The organism is Salmonella sp. SA14318, assembly GCF_029866905.1.
Lineage (GTDB): Bacteria > Pseudomonadota > Gammaproteobacteria > Enterobacterales > Enterobacteriaceae > Salmonella > Salmonella enterica.
Window position 1 is genome coordinate 2,792,185 of the sequence record NZ_CP123282.1, and the last position, 23,476, is coordinate 2,815,660.

Consider the following 23,476-nt stretch of genomic DNA (forward strand, 5'->3'; position numbering starts at 1 on the left):
CATGTCAGCCCGTGGGTTTACCCCTGCCCTGATACTTACGGTACGCTTATCGTCATATTGTCATGACCGACAATGACAGGGCCCGGGTAATTTTTCATGGCTTCCTGTTGCCAGACGTCATCCGCAACCGTCGCAGGCACCAGATGACTTAACACCAGTTTTTTCACGTGGGCCTCGCGAGCAATCTTACCGACATCTTCAATCGTGGTGTGATGCGACGCAATCGCTTCAGCCAGCGTTTTTCCGTTGCCAATACTATTAGCCAGTTTTGCTACCGAAGGGACATGTACCGCCTCATGTACCAGGATATCCGCCCCTTGGGCAAACGTTGCAAGCGGCGGAAACCAGGACGTATCGCCAGAGAAGACGATTCGCTTACCCTGGGTATCAAAACGGTAAGCCAACGCTTCACCGTCCGGGAAAGGGGAATGAGGCACTTTTAGCGCGCTTATTGTGACCAGTTCATCTTTATAGATGACGCCCTGGCCAATATCGGTCGCCTTAACCAGGTTGCGCGGATCGGGTTTCCCCTCTTCCTCCATGCGTAGCGTGATATCCCTGTCAAAGACCTTCCAGCTAGCCTTCGTCATCGCCTGGGTTCCCGGCGGGCCATACACCTGTATGGTATGGTCTTTCAGACCACTTGCCCAGGCATTCATCAGCAAGGAAGGATAATCCAGTATGTGGTCGCTGTGCAGATGGGTGAGCAAAATAGTATTGATGTTGCGCAGTGGAATGCCGTTTTTCACCAGTTGCAGACTGGCGCCGTAGCCGGCATCTATCAGCCATATTTTATCGCCGATAGTGAGCGCCGTCGCTTGCGGTAGTCTGGCTGTATTGAGCAAAGAAGGCCCGCCTTTGGTGCCCAGTAAAACAATGTTGATCTCTTGAGGCGCAGGAGTACCGGCAGCAATGGCAAGGTGGCTTTGCGCCAGCATACAAACCGCCAGCATAGCGACGCTTTTTTTCATCATGTTTTTACTCTTCTTAGTTGAGAAAAGAGGGAACTTCACGTTGGCGAAACTGCGAAGGAGAACAGCCAGCAAGGCGATTAAAGAAACGGGCGAAATAAGCCGGATCTTTAAAACCTAATTGCCAGGCGATCTCGTTGACAGCATTGTCGGAAAAAAGCAGCAGTCGTTTCGCCTCGCGTAATTGCCGATCAAAAATCAGGCGTTTAGGCGGGCGATTAGCAAAACGTCGGCAAATATCGGTCAAACGAGATTCGGTAATATGCAGCTCGCAGGCATAATCGGGCACCGTCCAGTGCTGATGGAAGTGGTTGTCAATTAACAGGGTAAAGCGCTGAAAAAGTTTCAGTTCACCGCGCATCCCGGTTGCGGCGTGATCGTCCAGCTTCGCATTACGCAACAGCAAGGTAAATACCGCCTGCGCCAGTAGCACCAGGGTATGTTCGCAGCCAGCCAGTTGTTCCGTGGACTCCCGCTCAATTAGCTGCCAGTAATGTTTGAGCGCCGCCAGCTCGTTGGGTTTATCCGCCAGCGACAGACAGATTCCCGGCAGGCCGAAGGCCTCTCTGGTGCCGGGATAAAGCACTTCCAGCAGCGGCCAAACCAGCTCTTCGCGTACCGTCAGAACATGACCATCGCTATCCGATTCGGTAATAAAAGCATGCGGCACCGAGGGCGGCGTAAGCACAAATAGCGGCGCCTGCACCGAATAGCGATGATCGTCGAGCTGTAGCTCAATCTGCCCGGTATCAAGAAAGTGCATTTGAAAAAACTGGTCGTGGCGATGCGCCTGCATATCACGACCAAAGAAATCCGCCATACGAGCAAACGACTGATAATGCACATCGTTACTGCCCATGCTTTCGTCATACTCTTTGCTGATATCAATATTGGCGATCGCACGTTGGCACATAGTTTCTCCTCAAGGGGTGGCGCGCGGACGCGATGCTTTCATGGGAATAAGCCAGATAATGGCGGCGCCGACGACTAACAGAGAAGCGACAAACCAGAGGCCGCTATTGAAGCTACCGGTTATATCTTTTAGCCAGCCAATCATAAACGGGCTAAGTGCGGAGCCAATATTGCCGGTGGCATTGATGACCGCAATGCCTATCGCCCTGGCGCGTAAACTGATCGACTGATCCGGCGTGGTCCAGAAGATCGCCATCGCGCTAAAGGAACCCGTGGATGCCATCACGATCCCCAGGAGCTGGATCAGGTTATGGTCGGTCGCCGACGCCAGCAGCCAGCCCGCGGCGGCAAACAGGAACGGCAACGCCGTGTGATGTTTACGCTCCTGATGTTTGTCCGAATGGCGGCTCCAGTAAATCATGCCCAGAATAGTACAAATCTGCGGGATCGCCGCCAGCAGGCCGATGGTGATATTGCTGCTGCCTTCATTAAAACTTTTCAGGATTTGCGGCGTCCAGATACTAATGGCGCTAAGCGTATTGGTAAGACAAAAATAGGCCAGCGTATACATCAGTACAATTGGCGTGAATACTTCGCGCCACAGACTACGCTGCTGCATGGCGTTATGGCTGATGGCCCCCTCCGGCTGAACCAGCGTCAGGCGGTCATTATCCATCATCTCCTGCAAACATTTTTTATCCTCTGCCGTCAGCCATTTGGCTTTTGCCGGGGTATCATCCAGGTAAAACCAGACCATAATGCCTAACAAAACTGACGGAAATCCTTCCAGCAGGAATAACCACTGCCATCCATGCAGATTGAATATGCCGTCCAGCGATAAAATATAGCCGGAGACAATCGACCCCAACGCGGTAGTGGCCGGCATGGCAATCATAAATAATGCGTTGGCGCGGGCGCGGAAAAATGCCGGGAACCAGTAGGTTAAATAGAGCAATATTCCTGGCAAAAAGCCCGCTTCGGTAATGCCCACCAGCATTCGCAGCACATACAGGCTTTTCGGTCCCACCGCGAACATCGTGGCGGTAGATGCAATGCCCCATAGCACCATAATGGTCGCAATCCAGCGGCGGGCGCCGACGATGCTCAACATCACGTTGCTGGGAATGCCGAAAATGACGTAAGTGGCGTAAAACAGCGTCGTGGCAAGACCAAACATGGTGGCGCTTAACCCCAGATCCTGCCCCATCGTCAACCCGGCAAAACCGATGTTGATACGGTCTAAAAACGAGAAGATAAACAACACGAATAAAAATACGATCAGTCGGCGGAACAGTTTATTTATGACGGTTTGTTGACCCGTGCTGAGCGCGTTGTGCGAACGGACAGACTCGGGGCTTTCCGGAAGTGCAGATGATGTGTCGCTCATTTTTTTTCCTCTGATGGGAATTTTTGTAGGGTACTACGGTTGCCCGGTAGCGCTACGCTTACCGGGCCAGGCTTAATAGACGCCGGACGCACCGGACAGGTTTTTTTCTGCGCCAAAGCGCGCCGCCAGCGCCTCCGCGCCGCGCGCCAGCAGCGTGGTGTCAACGCCGACGGCGACAAATAGCGCCCCCAGTTCCAGATAACGTTTCGCCAGTGCTTCATTGGCCATCAGAATCCCCGGCGCTTTCCCCGCCGCGCGTATCTGCACTATGGCGTTCTCAATCGCCGCCTGCACTTCCGGGTGCTGCGGATTGCCGGCAAAGCCCATATCGGCGCTGAGGTCCGCCGGGCCGATAAACACGCCGTCAATGCCATCCACGTCGAGAATTGACGCCAGATTGCTCATCGCCTCACGCGTTTCAATCTGCACCAGTACGCACATGGCGTCGTTGGCCTGGTGGAGATAGTCCGGAATGCGGTTCCAGCGCGATGCCCGCGCCAGCGCGCTGCCCACGCCGCGAATACCGGCAGGCGGATAACGCGTAGCCGCCACGGCGTTTCGCGCTTCATCAGCATTCTGCACCATCGGTATCAGCAGCGTTTGCGCGCCGACGTCGAGCAGTTGCTTAATCTGTACCGGATCGTTCCATGACGGACGCACCACCGGCTGGCTGGGATAAGGCGCAATCGCCTGCAACTGGGTCAACACCGTCTGCACGTTGTTTGGCGCGTGTTCACCGTCGATCAGTAGCCAGTCGAAGCCGGCGCCCGCTAACAGTTCAGCGCTGTAACTGTTGGCAAGCCCCAGCCACAAACCGATTTGCGGACGCCCCGCTTTTAACGCGTCTTTGAAAGCATTTTTCATCGTTTTTTCCTTACACAAACCGGCAACTGATCGCGCCCATGTTGCCGTAATCGACATGGAAAGTGTCGCCCTTGCGCGCCGGCACCGGGCGGGTGAACGAGCCGCCGAGGATGATCTGCCCGGCTTCAAGCTGGACATCGTAGGGGGCAAGCTTGTTTGCCAGCCACGCCACGCCGTTGGCCGGATGATTCAGCACGCCTGCGGCGACGCCGGTTTCTTCGATCACGCCGTTGCGATAGAGCAGCGCGGAGATCCAGCGCAGATCCAGCTCGTCTGGTTTGATGGGACGACCACCGAGGATCACCCCGGCGTTGGCGGCGTTGTCGGAAATGGTGTCGAACACTTTGCGCGGGCGCTGGGTTTCCGGGTCGATGTTGTGGCTGCGGGCGTCAATCAGTTCTAGCGCCGGAATCACATAATCCGTGGCATTGTAGACGTCGAACAGCGTGCAGTGAGGGCCGCGCAGCGGTTTCGCCAGCACGAACGCCAGCTCCACTTCAATACGCGGGACGATAAAACGGTCGGTGGGGATATCGCCGCCGTCATGGAAGAACATATCGTCAAGCAGCGCGCCGTAATCCGGTTCGCTGATTTGCGAACTGGCCTGCATCGCTTTTGAGGTCAGGCCGATTTTGTGGCCTTTGAGCGTGCGCCCTTCGGCAATTTTGATATTGACCCATTCGCGCTGTACGGCATAGGCATCTTCAATAGTGATGTTGGGATAATCCAGCGACACTGCGCGAATCTGTTCACGCTGTTTTTCAGCCTGATTAAGTCGCTGGGCGATCAGGGTATGGGTCTGTTTATCGAGCATAGTTGCTTCCTGTTACGTCATTCGGTGCTGCTGCGCCGGGTAGCGACGCGGGTGCGTCTTACCCGGCCTACGGTTCGGTATTGCTTCGTGCATCGTTTTTTTGTAGACCCGGTCAGCGCAGCGCCACCGGGCGAAAGAGTGTGCTATTTAAATAACGCGTGTACGTTGTTTTGTTTGTAATTGAGCGTCGGATGTAGCTCGGCAATCTCAAACGACAGCGCCAGATAGCGGTTCTCCATCAGGTCGGCGAAGTGGGCTTTAATCAGCCCAAACAGCATTTCGCCGACTTCCTGACGGCTCTCCAGGCTGCGCCCGGCGCCGATTTTCAGCGTCATATGCACAAACGCGTAATCATGCTTACCGTCAGCCATCTGCCAGGTATCCAGCCAGTGGGCGCGACTGCGGATACCGCCGATGGGGAAAATCCCGCTGGCGGCCAGCGCCTCGTTTACCTTGCTGAACAGGCTGGGTAAATCAGCCTGCTCGCGAATATTTTCAGTACATTCAGCAATAAAGTGCGGCATAAACACCCCCTTACGCAGGCAGCGGGAAAACAGCGTTTACCTGGCCGGTACCGGAGCTGGCGAACAGGTCGGTGATGAACTCCACCTTGCCGTCGTATTTGTCCCAACCCAGCATTCCCAGCAGCATGACCGTGTCGTGCATGTTGCCTTCGCCGTAGCAGTAGTCGGCGTACTCCGGCAACATGGTGCAAAACTCCTTGAATTTGCCTTCGCGCCACAGTTTGACCACGCGCTCGTCCATCTGATGATCGAACTCGCGGGTGTAGCTGTTCATCCCCTCTTCCGCCCGTTGGTCGTCAATAAAACGGTGCGACAGAGAACCACTGGCGAATACCGCTACGGTACCGTCATATTTCTCAATCGCCTTGAGAATGGCTTCGCCCAGTCTGCGGCTGTCGGCAAAATCATGCACAGTGCAGAACGCCGAGATGGAGACCACTTTGAAGTGCTTGTCGCTGTTCATGTAGCGCATCGGCACCAGCGTGCCATACTCCAGCTTCAGGCTCGGGATGTTATGCGCTTTAGCGCGCACGCCCAGTTTGACTGCCTCGTCGGCGATCAGGTGGCCGAGCTCCGGATTACCGTCATAGTCATAGGTCATGTCGCGAATAAAGTGCGGCAATTCGTTGCTGGTATAGACGCCCTGGAAATGGTCGGCACAATTAATGTGGTAAGCGCTATTCACCAGCCAGTGGGTGTCGAATACGATAATGGTGTCAACGCCCATTTCGCGGCAACGCTTGCCTATTTCAATATGCCCATCAATGGCTGCCTGACGACAACCGTGATTTTTTCCCGGCAGTTCAGAAAGATACATCGACGGCACGTGGGTAATTTTTGCTGCTAACGCTAACTTGCCCATATCAAACTCCCCATTTTGGGATAGGATGGTCGCCCATTGAGATGCAGACGTTTTTCATTTCCGCAAACACTTCGAAGCTATATTCGCCGCCTTCGCGCCCGGTACCGGAGGCTTTCACGCCGCCGAACGGCTGGCGCAGGTCGCGGACGTTCTGGGTGTTGACGAAGACCATGCCGGCTTCAATCCCACGCGCCAGGCGCAACACTTTGCTCACGTCCTGGGTCCAGATATAAGAGGCCAGACCGTATTCCACGTCGTTCGCCAGGCGTAACCCTTCCGCTTCGTCTTTGAATGGCAGCAGGCAGGCAACTGGCCCAAAGATCTCTTCCTGCGCGACGCGCATACGGTTATCGACATCGGCCAGCACGGTTGGGCGCAGGAAGTTACCGCCTTTCAGATGCGCAGGCAGGTCAGTGGGTTTTTCCGCACCGCCCGCCAGCAGCGTTGCGCCCTCTTCAATGCCGAGGCGGATATAACCGGAGACTTTTTCCCAGTGCTGTTGGCTAATCAGCGCGCCGACCTGAGTGTTCGGGTCGGTCGGATCGCCGACACGCAGGCGATTCGCGCGTTCGGCAAAGCGCTTCACGAACTCAGGGTAAATGCTCTGCTGGATAAAGATGCGCGACCCGGCGGTGCAGCGTTCGCCGTTGATTGAGAAGATGGTGAACAGCGCGGCGTCCAGCGCGCGCTCAATGTCGGCATCTTCAAAAATCAGCACCGGCGATTTACCGCCCAGCTCCATCGAGTATTTTTTCAGGCCGGCATTTTTCATGATATTGCGACCGGTGGCAGTACCGCCGGTAAACGACACCGCACGCACGTCATGGTGGCGTACCAGCGCATCGCCCGCCGTCGCGCCGTAGCCCTGCACCACGTTCAGCACCCCTGCCGGAATTCCTGCCTCCAGCGCCAGCTCGCCCAGCCTGTCGGCAGTCAGCGGCGACAGCTCGGACATTTTGAGCACCGCGGTGTTACCCAGCGCCAGGCACGGCGCGACTTTCCAGGTCGCGGTCATAAACGGCACGTTCCACGGCGACACCAGCGCGCAGACGCCGACGGGCTGCACCAGCGTATAATTGAGCATTTTATCGTCAACCGGATAGGTCTTGCCGTTCATCTGCTGGCACACTTCGGCGAAGAATTCGAAGTTATGCGAGGCGCGCGGGATCAGCACGTTTTTAGTCTGGTGAATAGGCAGGCCGGTGTCGGCGGTTTCCATCGCCGCGATTTCCGGTACGTTCTGGTCAATCAGGTCACCCAGACGACGCATCAGGCGCGCGCGCTCTTTCATCGGCAGATTGGCCCATTTCGGGAACGCCTCTTTGGCCGCCGCGACAGCCTGGTTCACTTCTGCTTCACCGCCGGAGGCTACTTCCGCCAGCACGTCACCGGTCGCCGGGTTAGTGGTCTGGAAGTAGTCGTTACCTGCAACGTTTTTGCCGTTAATCCAATGATTTATCTTCTTCATTTTGCACTCTCCTCACTGACGATTCGGTTAACCAGGCGACCCACGCCTTCTACTTCCACGACAACTTCATCCCCCGGCACCACATCGGACAACCCTTTCGGCGTACCGGTGGCAATCATGTCGCCCGGTTGCAACGTCATAAATTCGCTCAGATAAGAAATCAGGAACGGGATGCTGAAGATCAGATCGGCGGTCGTCCCTTCCTGCCGCAGCTCACCGTTAACAAAGGTGCGTAACGTCAGGTTATGCGGATCAGAAACCGCCTCTTTATCCATAATCCACGGGCCTATCGGCGTCAGGCCGTCGCGGCTTTTTACCCGCAGATTCGGACGGTAGTAGTTTTCCAGATAGTCGCGGATCGCGTAGTCGTTACAGACGGTGTAACCGGCCACATACTCCATGGCTTCGGCTTCGCTCACCTTACGCGCCGTTTTGCCAATCACCACGACCAGTTCGGCTTCATAGTGCATATATTCGACGTTGTTCGGGCGCACCGACGTTTGGTGATGTTCGGTAAAGGTGTTTGGCGCTTTGATAAATACCAGCGGCTCTTTCGGCGGCGTAAATGCCAGCTCGCTGGCGTGATCGGCGTAGTTCAACCCCAACGCAAATAACGTACCCGTCGCTGACAGCGGCCACGTAAAAGTCTGGTGGCGGGCGAATTCATCTTCTGCGACAACCGGATTTTCCAGAGCGGGTAAACCTTTCGCCAGAATACGCACCCGATCGCCGGGACGCAGCGCAACGCGATTCTGCGGCGTACCAAGTAAGATCGCATCGCCAGGGTTAAGCGTAGCGAACTCACTTAACGCGCTAAGCAGTTGTGCGGCGCTACGCTGTAAATCGGCAGTATTCCAGTGGTCCGCTTCTCGTCCGTTGATTTCAGTGATAATGGTGAGGTTATCCACATCACTCAGCGGCGCCATTTCACCCAGCGGGCAAAAGCCATCGCGACATTTCGCTTTAATCGCCGGGCGATAAAAGCTCTCTTCCGGCAGGCTGACCTCGTTAGCCAGCGCATACCCGGCGATATAGTCCGCCGCCGCTTCAGGGCGTATCCGGCTGGCGGTTTTCCCCACAATGAGCGCCACTGTCGCGCCGCTCAATACCTTTTCTCCCTGCGGATAAGGAATGGGTTCGCCGTGACGAATCACCGTATTACGCGGCTTGATGAACCACACTGCGGTTTTAGGCGGCGCATTATAGGGAGGCTGAGAGAAAGCCTCTTGCCAGGCATCAAGCTGACTGCGATGGTTTAACGCAACGGCGAAAACAGTACCCTTCATACATAAACTCCTCAGGCCGATTTAACGGGCTGTGATTTCATTAATATATTAATGATTAGATTTATGCTTTCGCTGTACATTTAGCAAGCTGAAGTAAAGTATTTGTGATGTGATTAACAATATTTTCACAATTTTATTATTAAATGCATACATATCAAAGAGTTAAATAAAACTCCTTGTTTCTGTTAAACTTTGGACATAAAACAGATGTCATAGCTCACATCGGTAAACACGATTATTCAGGTATTAATAATTCTGCAAAAGAGAAACGCTTATGCATGATTCATTAACCATCGCCTTGCTTCAGGCGCGCGAAGCGGCAATGACCTATTTCCGCCCCATCGTTAAAAGCCACAATCTGACCGACCAGCAATGGCGCATTGTGCGAATCCTGGCCGATAGCCCCTCTATGGATTTTCACGAGCTGGCCTTTCGTACCTGTATTTTGCGTCCAAGTCTGACCGGAATATTGACGCGCATGGAGCGAGACGGACTGGTGTTGCGACTCAAGCCGGTTAACGATCAGCGTAAGTTATATGTCATGTTGACGGAGCAGGGACAAACGTTGTACGCCCGTGCCCGGAGCCAGGTAGAAGAGGCTTATCGAAAAATTGAGGCCGATTTCACGCCCGAAAAAACACAGCAATTGATGCTACTGCTGGACGATCTTATTGCTCTGGGGCGCCAGCATCCTGATAGCGAAGCGGAAGCATAGTATTCTTACCTTCCCACGCCGCCGACACGGGAATCCCCTCCCGCTTACAACGTTGACGGCGATCGCATTTTACTCTTCTTCTTCGACGTTCATCTGAAAAGTACCCGCCGTTGTCCTGAAAGTCTCTTCACAGTTTACGCTTCTGTCTATTCAATTAAACAACAAATAAGAAACATATTATTAACAAAACATTCCGATTAACGAGGAAGAGGCCGCAATGAAACCTGAAGATTTTCGTACTGATAACAAGCGTCCGTTAACGGGCGAAGAGTATTTAAAAAGCCTGCAGGACGGGCGGGAAATTTATATTTACGGCGAACGCGTTAAAGATGTTACGACACATCCGGCATTCCGCAATGCCGCAGCCTCTGTCGCACAACTGTATGACGCATTACATAAACCGTCGATGCAAGATACCCTGTGCTGGAATACTGATACCGGCAGCGGCGGTTATACGCATAAATTTTTCCGCGTGGCGAAAAGCGCTGACGATCTGCGCCAACAGCGTGATGCTATCGCCGAGTGGTCACGCCTGAGTTACGGCTGGATGGGACGCACACCGGATTACAAAGCCGCCTTTGGTTGCGCTCTGGGCGCTAACCCAGCCTTCTACGGCCAGTTTGAGCAGAACGCCCGCAACTGGTACACCCGTATTCAGGAGACCGGCCTGTACTTTAACCATGCAATCGTCAACCCGCCCATTGACCGCCACAAACCTGCCGACGAAGTGAAAGACGTCTATATCAAGCTGGAGAAAGAGACGGACGCCGGGATTATTGTCAGCGGGGCGAAAGTCGTCGCCACTAACTCCGCCCTGACTCACTACAACATGATTGGTTTCGGCTCAGCCCAGGTGATGGGCGAAAACCCGGATTTCGCTCTGATGTTTGTCGCGCCAATGGATGCCGAAGGCGTAAAACTTATTTCGCGCGCCTCGTATGAAATGGTCGCGGGCGCGACGGGCTCGCCGTTTGATTATCCCCTCTCCAGCCGCTTTGATGAAAACGATGCCATTCTGGTGATGGACAAGGTGCTGATCCCGTGGGAAAACGTATTAATTTACCGTGATTTCGATCGTTGCCGTCGCTGGACGATGGAAGGCGGCTTTGCCCGTATGTATCCACTGCAAGCCTGTGTTCGTCTGGCGGTTAAACTTGATTTCATTACCGCGCTGCTGAAAAAATCGCTCGAATGTACGGGTACCGTAGAGTTCCGGGGCGTGCAGGCCGATCTCGGCGAAGTCGTGGCCTGGCGCAATATGTTCTGGGCATTGAGCGATTCTATGTGTTCTGAAGCAACCCCGTGGGTAAACGGCGCCTGGCTACCGGACCACGCCGCGCTGCAAACCTATCGTGTCATGGCCCCAATGGCCTACGCGAAAATTAAAAATATTATTGAACGTAACGTTACCAGCGGCCTGATTTACCTGCCTTCCAGCGCCCGCGATCTGAATAATCCGCAAATCGACCAGTACCTGGCGAAATACGTACGCGGCTCTAACGGAATGGACCATGTTGAACGTATCAAAATTCTTAAATTGATGTGGGATGCCATCGGCAGCGAGTTTGGCGGTCGCCATGAGCTGTACGAGATTAACTACTCGGGCAGCCAGGATGAAATTCGTCTGCAGTGCCTGCGTCAGGCCCAGAGCTCCGGCAATATGGATAAGATGATGGCAATGGTCGATCGCTGCCTCTCCGAATACGATCAGAATGGCTGGACGGTTTCGCATTTGCACAATAACGACGACATCAATCAACTGGATAAGCTGCTGAAATAACGCGGCAGGAGGTTCTCATGCAAGTAGATGAACAACGTCTGCGTTTTCGCGATGCGATGGCAAGTCTGGCGGCAGCGGTCAACATCGTAACCACGGCGGGTCACGCCGGACGCTGCGGTATCACCGCAACAGCGGTCTGTTCCGTCACCGATACGCCGCCCTCCGTGATGGTATGTATTAATGCCAATAGCGCCATGAACCCCGTCTTTCAGGGCAACGGCAGGCTGTGCATTAATGTACTTAACCATGAGCAGGAGCTGATGGCGCGCCACTTTGCCGGTATGACGGGGATGGCAATGGAAGAGCGTTTTCACCAGCCATGTTGGCAAAACGGGCCGCTAGGCCAGCCGGTACTTAACGGCGCGCTGGCCGGTCTTGAAGGCGAGATCAGCGAGGTACAAACCATTGGCACGCATCTGGTGTATCTGGTGGCGATCAAAAATATTATTCTTAGCCAGGATGGGCATGGCCTGATTTATTTCAAACGCCGTTTTCATCCGGTCAGACTTGAGATGGAAGCGCCTGTTTAACCGTCACTCATGCCCACAAGCGGGATAACCACCGCTTGTGGGAGAAGAGTCGATACGCTGAAGATTTTTATTCCCGCCGCGATGTTTGCTCGCCATAAATCGCGGCGATTAATACAATCTAAGAACCTATCCCACCAGGCGTTATTGGCGCAGCCAGTTTGGACACGGACAGCGCGCAAAAACCGGAGCGTACACGTAGTACGTGAGGTTTGACTCGCTACGCTCGCCCTTCGGGCCGCCGCTAGCGGCGTTCAAAACGCTAACGCGTTTTGGCGAGCACTGCCCAGGTCCAAAATGGCAAGTAAAATAGCCCTAATGGGATAGGCTCTAAATTAGCTCCCGCGATAGGTTGAATAACCATACTGACTTAATAACAGCGGCACATGATAGTGCTCATTCGTTTTGCTGATATGAAACTCGACGGGAATCTCCGGGAAAAACGTATCCAGTTTTTTACTTTCAAAATACTGGCCGGTTTTAAAAATAACGCGATAATCCCCCGGCGCGGCAGCTTTTTCGGGCCACAGTGCTTTAATACGTCCATCCTGGTCGGTATGCCCGGTGTTTAATTGCGTCCATCCGTTATCCTTTTTCTGCTCCAGTACCACCTCCACGCCGGGCGCCGGTTTGCCTGTTTGCTGATCGAGAATATGTACGCTGAGAATATTGTTGCCAGCGGCCAGCGCCATTGCCGGGGCTGCAACAAGAGATGCTATCACGGTAGCCAGTATATATCGTTTCATGCTTCACTCCTTTACGGTATTGATGCAGGAAAATATATCTGGCGCGTCCAGGATTAACCTTACACGGACATGACAATTATGTCATCTTGTTGGAGATTTACGGATTCGCTAACAAGCCTATGGCATACTGCGTCGATGAAGATTTTATTGATTGAAGATAACCAGAAAACCATTGAGTGGGTACGTCAGGGACTCACGGAGGCAGGCTATGTGGTTGATTATGCCTGTGATGGACGAGACGGATTACACCTGGCCCTTCAGGAACATTATTCATTGATTATTCTTGATATTATGCTGCCGGGGCTTGATGGATGGCAGGTTTTACGCGCGTTACGCACTGCGCATCAATCCCCTGTCATTTGCCTGACGGCGCGCGACTCGGTTGAGGATCGCGTCAAAGGTCTTGAGGCGGGCGCTAATGATTACCTTGTTAAGCCTTTTTCCTTCGCCGAACTGCTGGCCCGGGTGAGAGCTCAACTCAGACAGCACGTCCCGGTCTTTACCCGACTGACGATCAATGGTCTGGACATGGATGCCACAAAGCAATCGGTGTCACGAAATGGCAAACCGATTTCCCTGACCCGCAAAGAATTCCTGCTCCTCTGGTTACTGGCGTCCCGGGCAGGAGAAATCGTGCCCCGAACCGCGATCGCCAGCGAAGTTTGGGGAATTAACTTTGATAGTGAAACCAACACCGTTGATGTCGCGATTCGTCGGCTGCGCGCCAAAGTAGACGATCCATTTGAAAAGAAGCTCATTATGACCGTCCGGGGGATGGGTTATCGATTACAGGCGGAAACGTCGCAGAATGGTTAAGTTATCAATGACGCTGCGCCTGACAATTTCTTTTATCGCCATCCTTATCCTCGCCTGTACCGGCATTAGCTGGACGCTCTATAACGCGCTGAGCAAAGAATTAACGTATCGGGATGATATGACGCTAATAAATCGGGCGGCGCAAATGCAGCAACTGTTACTGGATGGCGCCAGGCCGGAAAATCTGCCGCTCTATTTCAATCGGATGGTGGATACGAAGCAGGATATCTTATTGATTCATTCAGCAACAGGCCACAATGTTGCGATTAATCATAGCGGCATCCCCGACCAACGCTTTAACGAAATTCCGCTGGCTAAAAACCTCACCCGCGAAACCTTATTTCGCCAGGCGGTACAAGGCACGGAGCTGACCGCGGTACGAGTAAATGCCAGAAGCGGCGATGACCCGCTGACCCTTACTATCGCCAGGCTGGCGACGGAAAGGCGGCAAATGCTGGCGCAATATCGCCGCAACAGTTTGCTGATTAGCCTTATCGCGATCCTCGTCTGTTCGGCGCTCAGTCCATTAGTCATCAGAAACGGGCTGCGGGCCATTACGTCGCTCAGCCGACTCACCGCGGCGACAGATAGCGGCACACTTCGCCAGCCGCTGGCGGAACAGGCGTTACCCGTTGAGCTCAGGCCGCTTGGGCAAGCGCTAAATACCATGCGCCAGAAGCTTTCCGACGATTTTGAACGCCTGAACCAATTTGCCGACGATCTGGCGCATGAGCTGCGCACGCCGGTTAATATTTTACTGGGGAAAAACCAGGTGATGCTGAGTCAGGAACGCAGCGCCGAAGAGTATCAACAAGCCCTTGTCGATAATATTGAAGAGCTGGAGGGACTGTCGCGACTGACAGAAAATATTCTCTTTCTGGCACGCGCGGAGCACCAGAATATAGCGGTAAAAAAACAGCCTGTTTCGCTCAATGCGCTGGTCGAAAATATGCTGGATTATCTTAGCCCCCTTGCCGAGGAGAAGCGCATCTGTTTTATAAATCAATGTCAGGGAACGGTATGGGCTGACGAAATATTATTACAAAGAGTGCTCTCAAACCTGCTGACGAATGCCATCCGTTATTCTGATGAAAACGCCGTGATACGTATTGAAAGCGCTTATGATGATAACGTTGCAGAAATTCGGGTCGCTAATCCGGGCAGCCACCCCGCCGATGCGGATAAGCTTTTCCGGCGTTTTTGGCGAGGAGATAATGCCCGCCACACTGCCGGCTTCGGTCTGGGGCTATCGTTGGTTAATGCGATTGCTCTATTGCACGGTGGCGCGGCATCTTACCGCTATGCCGATGAACATAATATCTTTTCGGTTCGTCTGCCTGATAGCGGTGATAGCTAAGGTCAGTACAGGTTCTGTTCCCCTTCCCTGCCACAGGGCTGTGGTTATCAATACAACCTCAATAAAGAGAAAATAAAGGATGCCGGCAAAGAATATTGCTGGCTCGATCACTTTCTCGGTTTCCAATCCAGGGTCAATTCATCCCATAACGCGTTATTCAGTGGGAACCTTTATGAAAAAGTATCTTGCATTCGCCGTTACGCTGCTGGGTATGGGTAAAGTCATCGCCTGTACTACCCTTTTGGTAGGCAATCAGGCTTCGGCTGACGGCTCCTTCATTATCGCGCGCAACGAAGATGGCTCGGCAAATAACGCCAAGCATAAGGTTATTCATCCCATCGCGTTTCATCAACAAGGCGAGTATAAAGCACATCGGAACAATTTTAGCTGGCCGCTTCCGGAGACAGCGATGCGCTATACGGCGATTCATGACTTTGATACTAACGATAACGCCATGGGTGAAGCCGGTTTCAATTCGGCGGGCGTCGGAATGAGCGCAACGGAAACCATTTATAACGGCAGAGCGGCGCTGGCTGCCGATCCTTACGTGACAAAAACGGGAATCACGGAAGACGCCATTGAGTCCGTGATCCTGCCAGTGGCGCAATCGGCGCGTCAGGGCGCCAAATTACTGGGAGACATTATTGAACAAAAAGGCGCGGGCGAAGGTTTCGGCGTCGCGTTTATTGATAGCAAAGAGATATGGTATCTGGAGACGGGAAGCGGTCATCAATGGCTGGCAGTACGACTTCCGGCAGATAGCTATTTCGTTTCCGCCAATCAGGGACGTTTACGCCATTACGATCCGAATGATAACGCGAATTATATGGCGTCACCAACGTTAGTAAGCTTTGCGAAAAAGCAGGGATTATATGATCCGGCCCGCGGCGAATTCGACTTTCATCAAGCCTATTCGCAGGATAACAAAAACGATACCACCTATAATTATCCGCGCGTCTGGACGCTACAACATCAGTTTAATCCGCATCTGGATACGGTCGTTAGCGAAGGGGAAACATTTCCTGTTTTTTTAACGCCAATAACGAAAATTAGCGTAGCGGCAGTAAAAAACGCGTTACGCAATCACTATCAGGGAACGTCGCACGACCCTTATGCCAGTCATAACCCACAAGAACCATGGCGACCCATATCCGTTTTTCGTACCCAGGAGTCACATATTTTACAGGTCAGACCGAAATTACCGCAGGCTATCGGTAACGTAGAATACATCGCCTATGGAATGCCATCTCTTAGCGTCTATCTCCCCTATTATCAGGGAATGCGTCATTATCAACCCGGAGATGATAAAGGAACCGATCGGGCGAGCAACGACTCTACCTACTGGACATTCCGCACGTTGCAAACGCTGGTTATGCAGGACTACAATGCGTTTGCGCCAGATGTGCAACACGCCTGGAAAACATTTGAACAGCAAACAGCTAAGCAGCAGTATAAGGTGGAGCAGAGCTATCTGAGATTATATGCGTCGCATCCGAAAGAAGCGCAACGCTTACTGCAAAATTTTGAAGATAAAACGATGCAAAATGCGCAAACGCTCGCCCGTCGTCTGACCAATAATATTATTACGACAATGACTTACCGCACAGATATGAAATATCACTTTTCAAGTACGCAACCATAAATTTAATGACAATCTATTAGCCACTCATACACAATAAGATAAAGCGGCACCAGAATTAGCCAGATATAAAAGACAATAATTATTATGGATTCATAGAGAGGATAATTTATGACACTCCAGACAAATATCAGCAGAGAGACAAAAGCGGCAAAGACCCAGGAGGTATATAAGCACGTTGTTCTTTTCAAAATGGCCGCCTCCTCCACATAAGACGATAACTACAGCTTATGTCCCGTGTTACATAACTTTTCCCGACAGGCCTCTTTTACCCATGCTGAAAAATTCCGCGTCTTTTCAGATTTCAACGCGAATTCTATCTGTTCAAGCATGGAATAGGAAAAACGAATATTCTTCGTCACGGTCTTACTTGTCCGGGGCTTTGCTGGCATACACACACCTGTATAACATTTGATGTAACGCCGTTACTTTACGCAGGAGTAAATCGGTGAATTTGATCTGAGTCAAGAAGGTGGGTTTTCAATAAAAGTTGTGCCCTAAATTGTGAAGTTTGTAGATTTTATGAACATTTGATGTACCGATCTCTCCCCCATGATCGCCACTACGTATGGACGTCAGGATGCCTCCCCGCCTGATCAGAAGCGTTTCCTCATTAAAAAGGACATTTTTTTAAAGTTCCTGGTGCATAAAAGTCACATCCTTTTAAAGGGTTGTTAACCCTGTTGAATGTTCCCACTCCCCTATTCAGGAATATTAAAAACGCTATGCAAATACAGAGCTTCTATCACTCAGCTTCACTAAAAACCCAGGAGGCTTTTAAAAGCCTACAAAAAACCTTATACAACGGAATGCAGATTCTATCAGGCCAGGGCAAAGCACCGGCTAAAGCGTCCGACGTTCGCCCGGAAATTATTGTCCTGCGAGAACCCGGCGCGACATGGGGGAATTATCTACAGCATCAGAAGGCATCTAACCACTCGCTGCATAACCTCTATAACTTACAGCGCGATCTTCTTACCGTCGCGGCAACCGTTCTGGGTAAACAAGACCCAGTCCTGGCGTCAATGGCAAACCAAATGGAGTTAGCCAAAGTTAAAGCGGACCGGCCAGCAACAAAACAAGAAGAAGCCGCGGCAAAAGCATTGAAGAAAAATCTTATCGAACTTATTGCAGCACGCACTCAGCAGCAGGATGGCTTACCTGCAAAAGAAGCTCATCGCTTTGCGGCAGTAGCGTTTAGAGACGCTCAGGTCAAGCAGCTTAATAACCAGCCCTGGCAAACCATAAAACATACACTCACGCATAACGGGCATCACTATACCAACACGCAGCTCCCTGCCGCAGAGATGAAAATCGGCGCAAAAGATATCTTTCCCAGTGCTTATCAGGGAAAGGGCGTATGCAGTTGGGATACCAGGAATATTCATCACGCCAATAATTTGTGGATGTCCACGGTGAGTGTGCATGAGGACGGTAAAGATAAAACGCTTTTTTGTGGGATACGTCATGGCGTGCTTTCCCCCTATCATGAAAAAGATCCGCTTCTGCGTCAGGTCGGCGCTGAAAACAAAGCCAAAGAAGTATTAACTGCGGCACTTTATAGTAAACCTGAGTTGCTTAACAGAGCCTTAGAGGGCGAAGCGGTAAGCCTTAAACTGGTATCCGTCGGGTTACTCACCGCGTCGAATATTTTCGGCAAAGAGGGAACGATGGTCGAGGATCAAATGCGCGCATGGCAATCGTTGACCCAGCCGGGAAAAATGATTCATTTAAAAATCCGCAATAAAGATGGCGATCTACAGACGGTAAAAATAAAACCGGACGTTGCCGCATTTAATATGGGGGTTAATGAGCTGGCGCTCAAGCTCGGCTTTGGCCTTAAGGCATCGGATAGATATAATGCCGAAGCGCTACATCAGTTATTAGGCAATGATTTACGCCCTGAAGCCAGACCAGGTGGCTGGGTTGGCGAATGGCTGGCGCAATACCCGGATAATTATGAGGTCGTAAATACATTAGCGCGCCAGATTAAGGATATCTGGAAAAATAACCAACATCATAAAGATGGCGGCGAACCCTATAAACTCGCACAACGCCTTGCCATGTTAGCCCATGAAATTGACGCGGTGCCCGCCTGGAATTGTAAAAGCGGCAAAGATCGTACAGGAATGATGGATTCAGAAATCAAGCGAGAGATCATTTCCTTACATCAGACCCATATGTTAAGTGCGCCTGGTAGTCTTCCGGATAGCGGTGGACAGAAAATTTTCCAAAAAGTATTACTGAATAGCGGTAACCTGGAGATTCAGAAACAAAATACGGGCGGGGCGGGAAACAAAGTAATGAAAAATTTATCGCCAGAGGTGCTCAATCTTTCCTATCAAAAACGAGTTGGGGATGAAAATATTTGGCAGTCAGTAAAAGGCATTTCTTCATTAATCACATCTTGAGTCTTGAGGTAACTATATGGAAAGTCTATTAAATCGTTTATATGCCGCGTTAGGCCTGGATGCGCCAGAAGATGAGCCACTGCTTATCATTGATGATGGAATACAGGTTTATTTTAATGAATCCGATCATACACTGGAAATGTGCTGTCCCTTTATGCCATTGCCTGACGACACTCTAACTTTGCAGCATTTTTTACGTCTTAACTACGCCAGCACCGTCACTATCGGCGCTGACGCAGACAATACTGCTTTAGTGGCGCTTTATCGCTTGCCGCAAACCAGTACCGAAGAAGAGGCGCTCACTGGTTTTGAATTATTCATTTCAAACGTGAAGCAATTAAAAGAGCGTTATGCATAATTAACACGTCACATGCTTTTTTAATGAGATAAAACGCAATACGTATGCCCTTTACAAGAGACAAGGCCAGAATCTTTGGTGGAAATGTAAGGGGCAAACGTTCCTCTCTCTCATTTTGCTCTGTTTGCGGGAGCATTTTTAGTGTGTAAGTATTCCTGCTCATCAGGTTTTTACGCCATCTACGCGCATTTATTCTGCTATAAGTTGAAATACTGCAAAAAATATTAGTGCTTATTATTTTTTCTTTAAGTAAATTTTCGTTCAACAAACTCAATTGTTTGTTCAATAATGATGAAGCGTGAGTTATGCTGGAAATGAAGGAAGCCAATAGCAAGGATAATCTGATTATTCACGGGTGATATTATGAGACATCGTATATTTTTACCATTGCTTCTGGTGTTGTCGGCTACAGCCTTTTCGGCATCGGCGATGGCTGCCAGTGATTCCCCTCCACCACCAGATAATACAAAACACGCCTCCCGTGGCTGGCCACCAGACCCCGAAGCATTGATTCGCCCACGCTGGTGTGACAACTGGCCATCAGATATAGAGAAACCAGATTTTTGGTGTGATGTATGTGGTTGTTAATTTTTTACAGAAAGCTATAACAACCATATCAGAACTGAGAGTATTTCTGATCATTATGTTTCATCAGTTCCTGATGAACTGAATATGACTTCAGGCTGGCGTGTTTTATTAACGTCAGCCTGATTTTTTACAACATCATATTACTGACTTACAGGCGCAGCTAGTGCGTTCTATACCTAAGCTGGTGATTGTAACGACCCCGACAGTACTTCTGCTTCACCGTTATGGCAGAAATCATCGCCTCTTGTCAGATGCCAGACACCTACTCATCCCCAACCAAAGCTCTAAATACAAAAATCACCTTATATCTTTTTTTATTATTCCTTGTATAAATGTGACTTGTCTCACACCTATAAGGAATCGACTCACTTCCATAAGAAGGAATCAAAATGCCAATAACTAACGCGTCCCCAGAAAGTATATTAAAATATTTGTATGCGGCCGGTACCGGTACGAAAGAAGCAATGGAAAGTGCAACTTCACCACGCGGTGTACTGGAGTGGCTTGTCAATTTTTTTACCTGTGGTGGAGTAAGAAGAAACAATGAAAGATGCTTTCGGGAGGTAATTGGAAAACTGACCACATCATTATTATATGTAAATAAAGATGCTTTCTTCGATGGTAATAAAATATTTCTGGAGGATGTCAACGGGTGTACTATATGTCTGTCATGTGGAGCAGCATCCGAAAATACGGATCCCATGGTCATTATTGAAGTGAACAAAAATGGAAAAACTGTAACGGATAAAGTTGATAGCGAGAGATTTTGGAATGTATGTCGAATGTTAAAGCTGATGAGTAAACATAATATACAACAGCCTGATTCACTTATAACCGAGGATGGTTTTCTGAACCTGCGCGGAGTAAACCTGGCTTATAAAGATTTCCAGGGGGAAGATTTGTCAGAAATAGATGCTTCTGATGCAGATTTCCGTGAAACAAATCTATCTAATGTAAATTTAGTCGGTGCAAATTTGTGTTGTGCAAATCTACACGCTGTAAATCTAATGGGTTCAAACATGACTAAAGCAAACCTGACTCACGCAAACCTGACTTGCGCTAACATGTCCGGTGTAAACTTAACCGCTGCAATTCTATTCGGCTCAGACTTAACTGACACCAAACTAAATGGTGCGAAATTAGATAAGATAGCTCTAACTTTAGCGAAAGCATTAACAGGAGCCGATCTGACAGGTAGTCAACATACCCCTACTCCACTCCCGGATTACAATGATAGAACTCTTTTCCCCCATCCGATATTTTAGTCGAGATAAAGGGATTTTATAAACAAGAAGTATTCAAACAGAAGCCCCCCTTGTTTTATTAAATAAACCCCGCCCCTAAGTTTCATTATAAATAACATTTTCAGCGTATTACTTGTTGGCTTTGTCTGAATCATAGCGTTATCTGTATGTGGCACATTAACTAAAAACACTATTATTGTTTAATTTAAATAATTCATAATTGTAGTCAGGAAATAAGAAGTTATGCTTCCGGTCACCTACAGATTAATACCTCAAAGCGGAGTATCCACATATGGATTAAATACCGCATATACACCTGTTTTCCCCGATATTCCCGAACATGCACCAAACCCCTCACGGCTACGCCTTGCTCATGACAGCCTTGCCATAAACAGTGAATTCCGTCTGGAGCCAGAGTGTGTGGTGGAGTACCTTATCTCAGGCGCGGGTGGAATAGACCCTGATACAGAAATTGATGACGACACTTATGACGAATGCTACGATGAACTATCCTCCGTACTTCAAAATGCGTATACCCAAAGCGAAACATTCCGCAGACTGATGAATTACGCATATGAAAAAGAACTACATGATGTGGAGCAGCGCTGGCTACTGGGGGCAGGCGAAGCCTTTGAAACTACCGTGGCTCAGGAACACTTCAAACTTTCAGAAGGCAGGAAAGTTATTTGTCTCAATCTGGACGATTCTGATGATTCATATACCGAACATTATGAAAGTAACGAAGGACCACAACTTTTTGACACAAAACGTTCATTTATTCATGAAGTTGTACATGCACTGACCCATCTTCAGGATAAAGAAGAAAATCATCCAAGAGGCCCTGTTGTCGAATATACCAACATTATTCTGAAAGAGATGGGGCATCCTTCACCTCCCAGAATGGTCTACATCTTCAATAAATAGACACATCAGGAAACGAAAAGAAACTAAAAACCCACGTAGTCCGTTTTTTCGGGAAATGTTCTGGCAGTATTTTCTAACTATATTCTAAGCGCCCAAAAACAAAGGGGCTACCTTTCGGTAACCCCTTGTTTAATCTGGCGGAAGCGCAGAGATTCGAACTCTGGAACCCTTTCGGGTCGCCGGTTTTCAAGACCGGTGCCTTCAACCGCTCGGCCACACTTCCGGAATGAGGCGCACTATAAACATCCCGGTGCGTCATGTAAAGACCGAATGTGTTCGTTTGCGTGAAAAACAGGCAAATTTTCGTTAATTGCCTGAAATAGCGGCACATTGACCATTTCTTCAACACAAAAACTGGCTTAATACGTGTTGATCGTCCCCACTGTTTTACCGCTGTGATTATCAATTTTTTATCGGTAACGCGTGGTTGGCGCTGCCGCCTGTTTTATGGCGTAGCGCCAGGCATGAGCAGACCGTTTTAACGACGGTAATCACCTGAAATCTCTTAAGGAAACTAAACGTAAACGAATGCGTAAAGATGGGTAAAACCACTGGGTGACAGTGACTGTTTTTATTATTCTCCTTTATTAATTACATCTGTCATAAGAGAGTGACTAATGGATCGTATCATTACATCATCGCGTGATCGTAGCTCGCTACTGAGTACGCACAAAGTACTGCGCAACACCTATTTTCTGTTGAGCCTGACGCTGGCTTTCTCCGCAATTACCGCGACAGCCAGTACGGTACTGATGCTGCCCTCCCCCGGCCTGATTCTGACGCTGGTCGGTATGTATGGGCTGATGTTCCTGACCTATAAAACCGCCAATAAGCCGGTCGGTATCCTGTCTGCTTTTGCGTTTACCGGCTTCCTCGGCTATATCCTGGGCCCGATTCTTAACGCCTATCTGTCAGCAGGCATGGGCGATGTCATTGGCCTGGCGCTGGGTGGTACCGCGTTAGTATTTTTCTGCTGCTCCGCTTACGTTCTGACCACCCGTAAGGATATGTCTTTCCTGGGCGGTATGTTAATGGCCGGGATCGTCGTCGTGCTGATTGGTATGGTGGCGAATATTTTCCTGCAACTGCCTGCATTGCACCTGGCGATTAGCGCGGTGTTTATCCTGATTTCCTCGGGCGCTATCCTGTATGAAACCAGTAACATCATTCACGGCGGTGAAACCAACTATATTCGTGCGACCGTCAGTCTGTACGTTTCGCTGTACAACATCTTTGTCAGCCTGCTCAGCATTCTGGGCTTCGCCAGCCGCGACTAATCGACA

24 protein-coding genes and 1 tRNA gene are annotated in these 23,476 nt (G+C 50.4%); 12 read left to right on the forward strand and 13 right to left on the reverse strand.

Annotated features, from left to right (window positions below; translation table 11 throughout):
• Positions 1-35: 35 nt before the first annotated feature.
• The 9 genes from QEN32_RS13500 to hpaG all read right to left on the reverse strand — a co-directional run bounded on the left by QEN32_RS13500 (position 36) and on the right by hpaG (position 9,088).
• Positions 36-974 carry an MBL fold metallo-hydrolase gene (locus QEN32_RS13500; protein ID WP_265322319.1) on the reverse strand — a complete coding sequence of 313 codons (939 nt, stop codon included), beginning with the start codon at positions 972-974 and terminating at the stop codon, positions 36-38.
• Between the two features lie 13 nt (positions 975-987).
• Positions 988-1,884: a 4-hydroxyphenylacetate catabolism regulatory protein HpaA gene (gene hpaA / locus QEN32_RS13505; RefSeq protein WP_000336602.1), complete on the reverse strand. Its 897-nt coding sequence runs from the start codon at positions 1,882-1,884 to the stop codon at positions 988-990.
• 9 nt (positions 1,885-1,893) lie between these two features.
• Positions 1,894-3,270, reverse strand: coding sequence for a 4-hydroxyphenylacetate permease (gene hpaX / locus QEN32_RS13510; RefSeq protein ID WP_001285795.1), 1,377 nt, complete (start codon positions 3,268-3,270; stop codon positions 1,894-1,896).
• A 72-nt stretch (positions 3,271-3,342) separates the two neighbouring features.
• Complete coding sequence (gene hpaI / locus QEN32_RS13515; RefSeq protein WP_000785062.1) at positions 3,343-4,134, reverse strand: 4-hydroxy-2-oxoheptanedioate aldolase; 792 nt, start codon at positions 4,132-4,134, stop codon at positions 3,343-3,345.
• A 10-nt stretch (positions 4,135-4,144) separates the two neighbouring features.
• Positions 4,145-4,948, reverse strand: coding sequence for a 2-oxo-hept-4-ene-1,7-dioate hydratase (hpaH, locus tag QEN32_RS13520; protein WP_000884795.1), 804 nt, complete (start codon positions 4,946-4,948; stop codon positions 4,145-4,147).
• Between the two features lie 143 nt (positions 4,949-5,091).
• The gene (locus tag QEN32_RS13525) at positions 5,092-5,472 is read right to left on the reverse strand and encodes a 5-carboxymethyl-2-hydroxymuconate Delta-isomerase (protein ID WP_001119857.1); all 381 of its coding nucleotides are present in this window, start codon (positions 5,470-5,472) and stop codon (positions 5,092-5,094) included.
• Positions 5,473-5,482: 10 nt separating this feature from the next.
• Positions 5,483-6,334, reverse strand: a complete 852-nt coding sequence (gene hpaD, locus QEN32_RS13530) for a 3,4-dihydroxyphenylacetate 2,3-dioxygenase (RefSeq protein ID WP_000516978.1) — start codon at positions 6,332-6,334, stop codon at positions 5,483-5,485.
• 1 nt (position 6,335) lies between these two features.
• Positions 6,336-7,802, reverse strand: coding sequence for a 5-carboxymethyl-2-hydroxymuconate semialdehyde dehydrogenase (gene hpaE / locus QEN32_RS13535; RefSeq protein ID WP_000723529.1), 1,467 nt, complete (start codon positions 7,800-7,802; stop codon positions 6,336-6,338).
• Entirely contained in the window at positions 7,799-9,088 is a 1,290-nt protein-coding gene (gene hpaG, locus QEN32_RS13540; protein WP_265322320.1) for a 4-hydroxyphenylacetate degradation bifunctional isomerase/decarboxylase, read from the reverse strand. The genes hpaE and hpaG overlap by 4 nt, the downstream gene beginning before the upstream one ends.
• Before the next feature lie 274 nt (positions 9,089-9,362).
• Here hpaG and hpaR point away from each other — a divergent pair, with 274 nt between their 5' ends.
• From hpaR to QEN32_RS13555, 3 genes are all read left to right on the forward strand, one after another.
• Entirely contained in the window at positions 9,363-9,803 is a 441-nt protein-coding gene (gene hpaR / locus QEN32_RS13545) for a homoprotocatechuate degradation operon regulator HpaR (RefSeq protein ID WP_000543922.1), read from the forward strand.
• 217 nt (positions 9,804-10,020) lie between these two features.
• Positions 10,021-11,583, forward strand: a complete 1,563-nt coding sequence (gene hpaB / locus QEN32_RS13550) for a 4-hydroxyphenylacetate 3-monooxygenase, oxygenase component (protein ID WP_000801496.1) — start codon at positions 10,021-10,023, stop codon at positions 11,581-11,583.
• 17 nt (positions 11,584-11,600) lie between these two features.
• Entirely contained in the window at positions 11,601-12,113 is a 513-nt protein-coding gene (locus tag QEN32_RS13555) for a 4-hydroxyphenylacetate 3-monooxygenase reductase subunit (RefSeq protein WP_001195556.1), read from the forward strand.
• A 332-nt stretch (positions 12,114-12,445) separates the two neighbouring features.
• On the opposite strand, the gene hiuH is transcribed toward QEN32_RS13555, so the two are convergent.
• Positions 12,446-12,856 (reverse strand): hydroxyisourate hydrolase, encoded by a 411-nt coding sequence (gene hiuH, locus QEN32_RS13560; protein ID WP_000833188.1) that lies wholly within the window; start codon positions 12,854-12,856, stop codon positions 12,446-12,448.
• 135 nt (positions 12,857-12,991) lie between these two features.
• On the opposite strand from hiuH, the gene hprR reads away from it, so the two are divergent.
• From hprR to QEN32_RS13580, 4 genes are all read left to right on the forward strand, one after another.
• Positions 12,992-13,672, forward strand: coding sequence for a response regulator transcription factor HprR (hprR, locus tag QEN32_RS13565; protein WP_000698207.1), 681 nt, complete (start codon positions 12,992-12,994; stop codon positions 13,670-13,672).
• Complete coding sequence (locus QEN32_RS13570; RefSeq protein WP_265322321.1) at positions 13,665-15,029, forward strand: heavy metal sensor histidine kinase; 1,365 nt, start codon at positions 13,665-13,667, stop codon at positions 15,027-15,029. The genes hprR and QEN32_RS13570 overlap by 8 nt, the downstream gene beginning before the upstream one ends.
• A 172-nt stretch (positions 15,030-15,201) precedes the next feature.
• Positions 15,202-16,671: a C69 family dipeptidase gene (locus tag QEN32_RS13575; protein ID WP_265322322.1), complete on the forward strand. Its 1,470-nt coding sequence runs from the start codon at positions 15,202-15,204 to the stop codon at positions 16,669-16,671.
• Between the two features lie 108 nt (positions 16,672-16,779).
• A complete protein-coding gene (locus QEN32_RS13580; RefSeq protein WP_265322323.1) occupies positions 16,780-16,881 on the forward strand; it encodes a hypothetical protein in 102 nt (33 codons plus the stop codon).
• Between the two features lie 8 nt (positions 16,882-16,889).
• Here the strand turns inward: QEN32_RS13580 and QEN32_RS13585 are convergent, their stop codons facing one another.
• Positions 16,890-17,060, reverse strand: coding sequence for a YlcI/YnfO family protein (locus QEN32_RS13585; RefSeq protein WP_001111006.1), 171 nt, complete (start codon positions 17,058-17,060; stop codon positions 16,890-16,892).
• Positions 17,061-17,393: 333 nt separating this feature from the next.
• Between QEN32_RS13585 and sopB the strand changes: the two genes are divergently transcribed.
• Positions 17,394-19,079 (forward strand): SPI-1 type III secretion system effector inositol phosphate phosphatase SopB, encoded by a 1,686-nt coding sequence (gene sopB / locus QEN32_RS13590; protein ID WP_265322324.1) that lies wholly within the window; start codon positions 17,394-17,396, stop codon positions 19,077-19,079.
• Positions 19,080-19,095: 16 nt separating this feature from the next.
• Positions 19,096-19,437 (forward strand): type III secretion system chaperone SigE, encoded by a 342-nt coding sequence (gene sigE / locus QEN32_RS13595; protein WP_023181918.1) that lies wholly within the window; start codon positions 19,096-19,098, stop codon positions 19,435-19,437.
• Here the strand turns inward: sigE and QEN32_RS13600 are convergent.
• A complete protein-coding gene (locus tag QEN32_RS13600) occupies positions 19,397-19,765 on the reverse strand; it encodes a hypothetical protein (RefSeq protein ID WP_077957233.1) in 369 nt (122 codons plus the stop codon). The two genes, sigE and QEN32_RS13600, sit on opposite strands and share 41 nt — an antisense overlap.
• Positions 19,766-20,414: 649 nt before the next feature.
• Between QEN32_RS13600 and pipB the strand changes: the two genes are divergently transcribed.
• Complete coding sequence (gene pipB, locus QEN32_RS13605) at positions 20,415-21,290, forward strand: SPI-2 type III secretion system effector PipB (RefSeq protein ID WP_265322325.1); 876 nt, start codon at positions 20,415-20,417, stop codon at positions 21,288-21,290.
• Positions 21,291-21,512: 222 nt separating this feature from the next.
• Positions 21,513-22,193 carry a type III secretion system effector protease PipA gene (gene pipA / locus QEN32_RS13610; protein WP_265322326.1) on the forward strand — a complete coding sequence of 227 codons (681 nt, stop codon included), beginning with the start codon at positions 21,513-21,515 and terminating at the stop codon, positions 22,191-22,193.
• A 135-nt stretch (positions 22,194-22,328) separates the two neighbouring features.
• Here the strand turns inward: pipA and QEN32_RS13615 are convergent.
• Positions 22,329-22,416 (reverse strand) — tRNA-Ser (locus QEN32_RS13615).
• Between the two features lie 394 nt (positions 22,417-22,810).
• On the opposite strand from QEN32_RS13615, the gene yccA reads away from it, so the two are divergent.
• Complete coding sequence (gene yccA / locus QEN32_RS13620; protein WP_000374046.1) at positions 22,811-23,470, forward strand: FtsH protease modulator YccA; 660 nt, start codon at positions 22,811-22,813, stop codon at positions 23,468-23,470.
• The last annotated feature ends 6 nt before the right edge of the window (positions 23,471-23,476 follow it).

Coding starts and splice junctions, on each gene's coding strand:
- QEN32_RS13500 (WP_265322319.1), bottom strand. CDS start 974: ATGATGAAAAAAAGCGTCGCTATGCTGGCGGTTTGTATGCTGGCGCAA.
- hpaA (WP_000336602.1), bottom strand. CDS start 1,884: ATGTGCCAACGTGCGATCGCCAATATTGATATCAGCAAAGAGTATGAC.
- hpaX (WP_001285795.1), bottom strand. CDS start 3,270: ATGAGCGACACATCATCTGCACTTCCGGAAAGCCCCGAGTCTGTCCGT.
- hpaI (WP_000785062.1), bottom strand. CDS start 4,134: ATGAAAAATGCTTTCAAAGACGCGTTAAAAGCGGGGCGTCCGCAAATC.
- hpaH (WP_000884795.1), bottom strand. CDS start 4,948: ATGCTCGATAAACAGACCCATACCCTGATCGCCCAGCGACTTAATCAG.
- QEN32_RS13525 (WP_001119857.1), bottom strand. CDS start 5,472: ATGCCGCACTTTATTGCTGAATGTACTGAAAATATTCGCGAGCAGGCT.
- hpaD (WP_000516978.1), bottom strand. CDS start 6,334: ATGGGCAAGTTAGCGTTAGCAGCAAAAATTACCCACGTGCCGTCGATG.
- hpaE (WP_000723529.1), bottom strand. CDS start 7,802: ATGAAGAAGATAAATCATTGGATTAACGGCAAAAACGTTGCAGGTAAC.
- hpaG (WP_265322320.1), bottom strand. CDS start 9,088: ATGAAGGGTACTGTTTTCGCCGTTGCGTTAAACCATCGCAGTCAGCTT.
- hpaR (WP_000543922.1), top strand. CDS start 9,363: ATGCATGATTCATTAACCATCGCCTTGCTTCAGGCGCGCGAAGCGGCA.
- hpaB (WP_000801496.1), top strand. CDS start 10,021: ATGAAACCTGAAGATTTTCGTACTGATAACAAGCGTCCGTTAACGGGC.
- QEN32_RS13555 (WP_001195556.1), top strand. CDS start 11,601: ATGCAAGTAGATGAACAACGTCTGCGTTTTCGCGATGCGATGGCAAGT.
- hiuH (WP_000833188.1), bottom strand. CDS start 12,856: ATGAAACGATATATACTGGCTACCGTGATAGCATCTCTTGTTGCAGCC.
- hprR (WP_000698207.1), top strand. CDS start 12,992: ATGAAGATTTTATTGATTGAAGATAACCAGAAAACCATTGAGTGGGTA.
- QEN32_RS13570 (WP_265322321.1), top strand. CDS start 13,665: ATGGTTAAGTTATCAATGACGCTGCGCCTGACAATTTCTTTTATCGCC.
- QEN32_RS13575 (WP_265322322.1), top strand. CDS start 15,202: ATGAAAAAGTATCTTGCATTCGCCGTTACGCTGCTGGGTATGGGTAAA.
- QEN32_RS13580 (WP_265322323.1), top strand. CDS start 16,780: ATGACACTCCAGACAAATATCAGCAGAGAGACAAAAGCGGCAAAGACC.
- QEN32_RS13585 (WP_001111006.1), bottom strand. CDS start 17,060: ATGCCAGCAAAGCCCCGGACAAGTAAGACCGTGACGAAGAATATTCGT.
- sopB (WP_265322324.1), top strand. CDS start 17,394: ATGCAAATACAGAGCTTCTATCACTCAGCTTCACTAAAAACCCAGGAG.
- sigE (WP_023181918.1), top strand. CDS start 19,096: ATGGAAAGTCTATTAAATCGTTTATATGCCGCGTTAGGCCTGGATGCG.
- pipB (WP_265322325.1), top strand. CDS start 20,415: ATGCCAATAACTAACGCGTCCCCAGAAAGTATATTAAAATATTTGTAT.
- pipA (WP_265322326.1), top strand. CDS start 21,513: ATGCTTCCGGTCACCTACAGATTAATACCTCAAAGCGGAGTATCCACA.
- yccA (WP_000374046.1), top strand. CDS start 22,811: ATGGATCGTATCATTACATCATCGCGTGATCGTAGCTCGCTACTGAGT.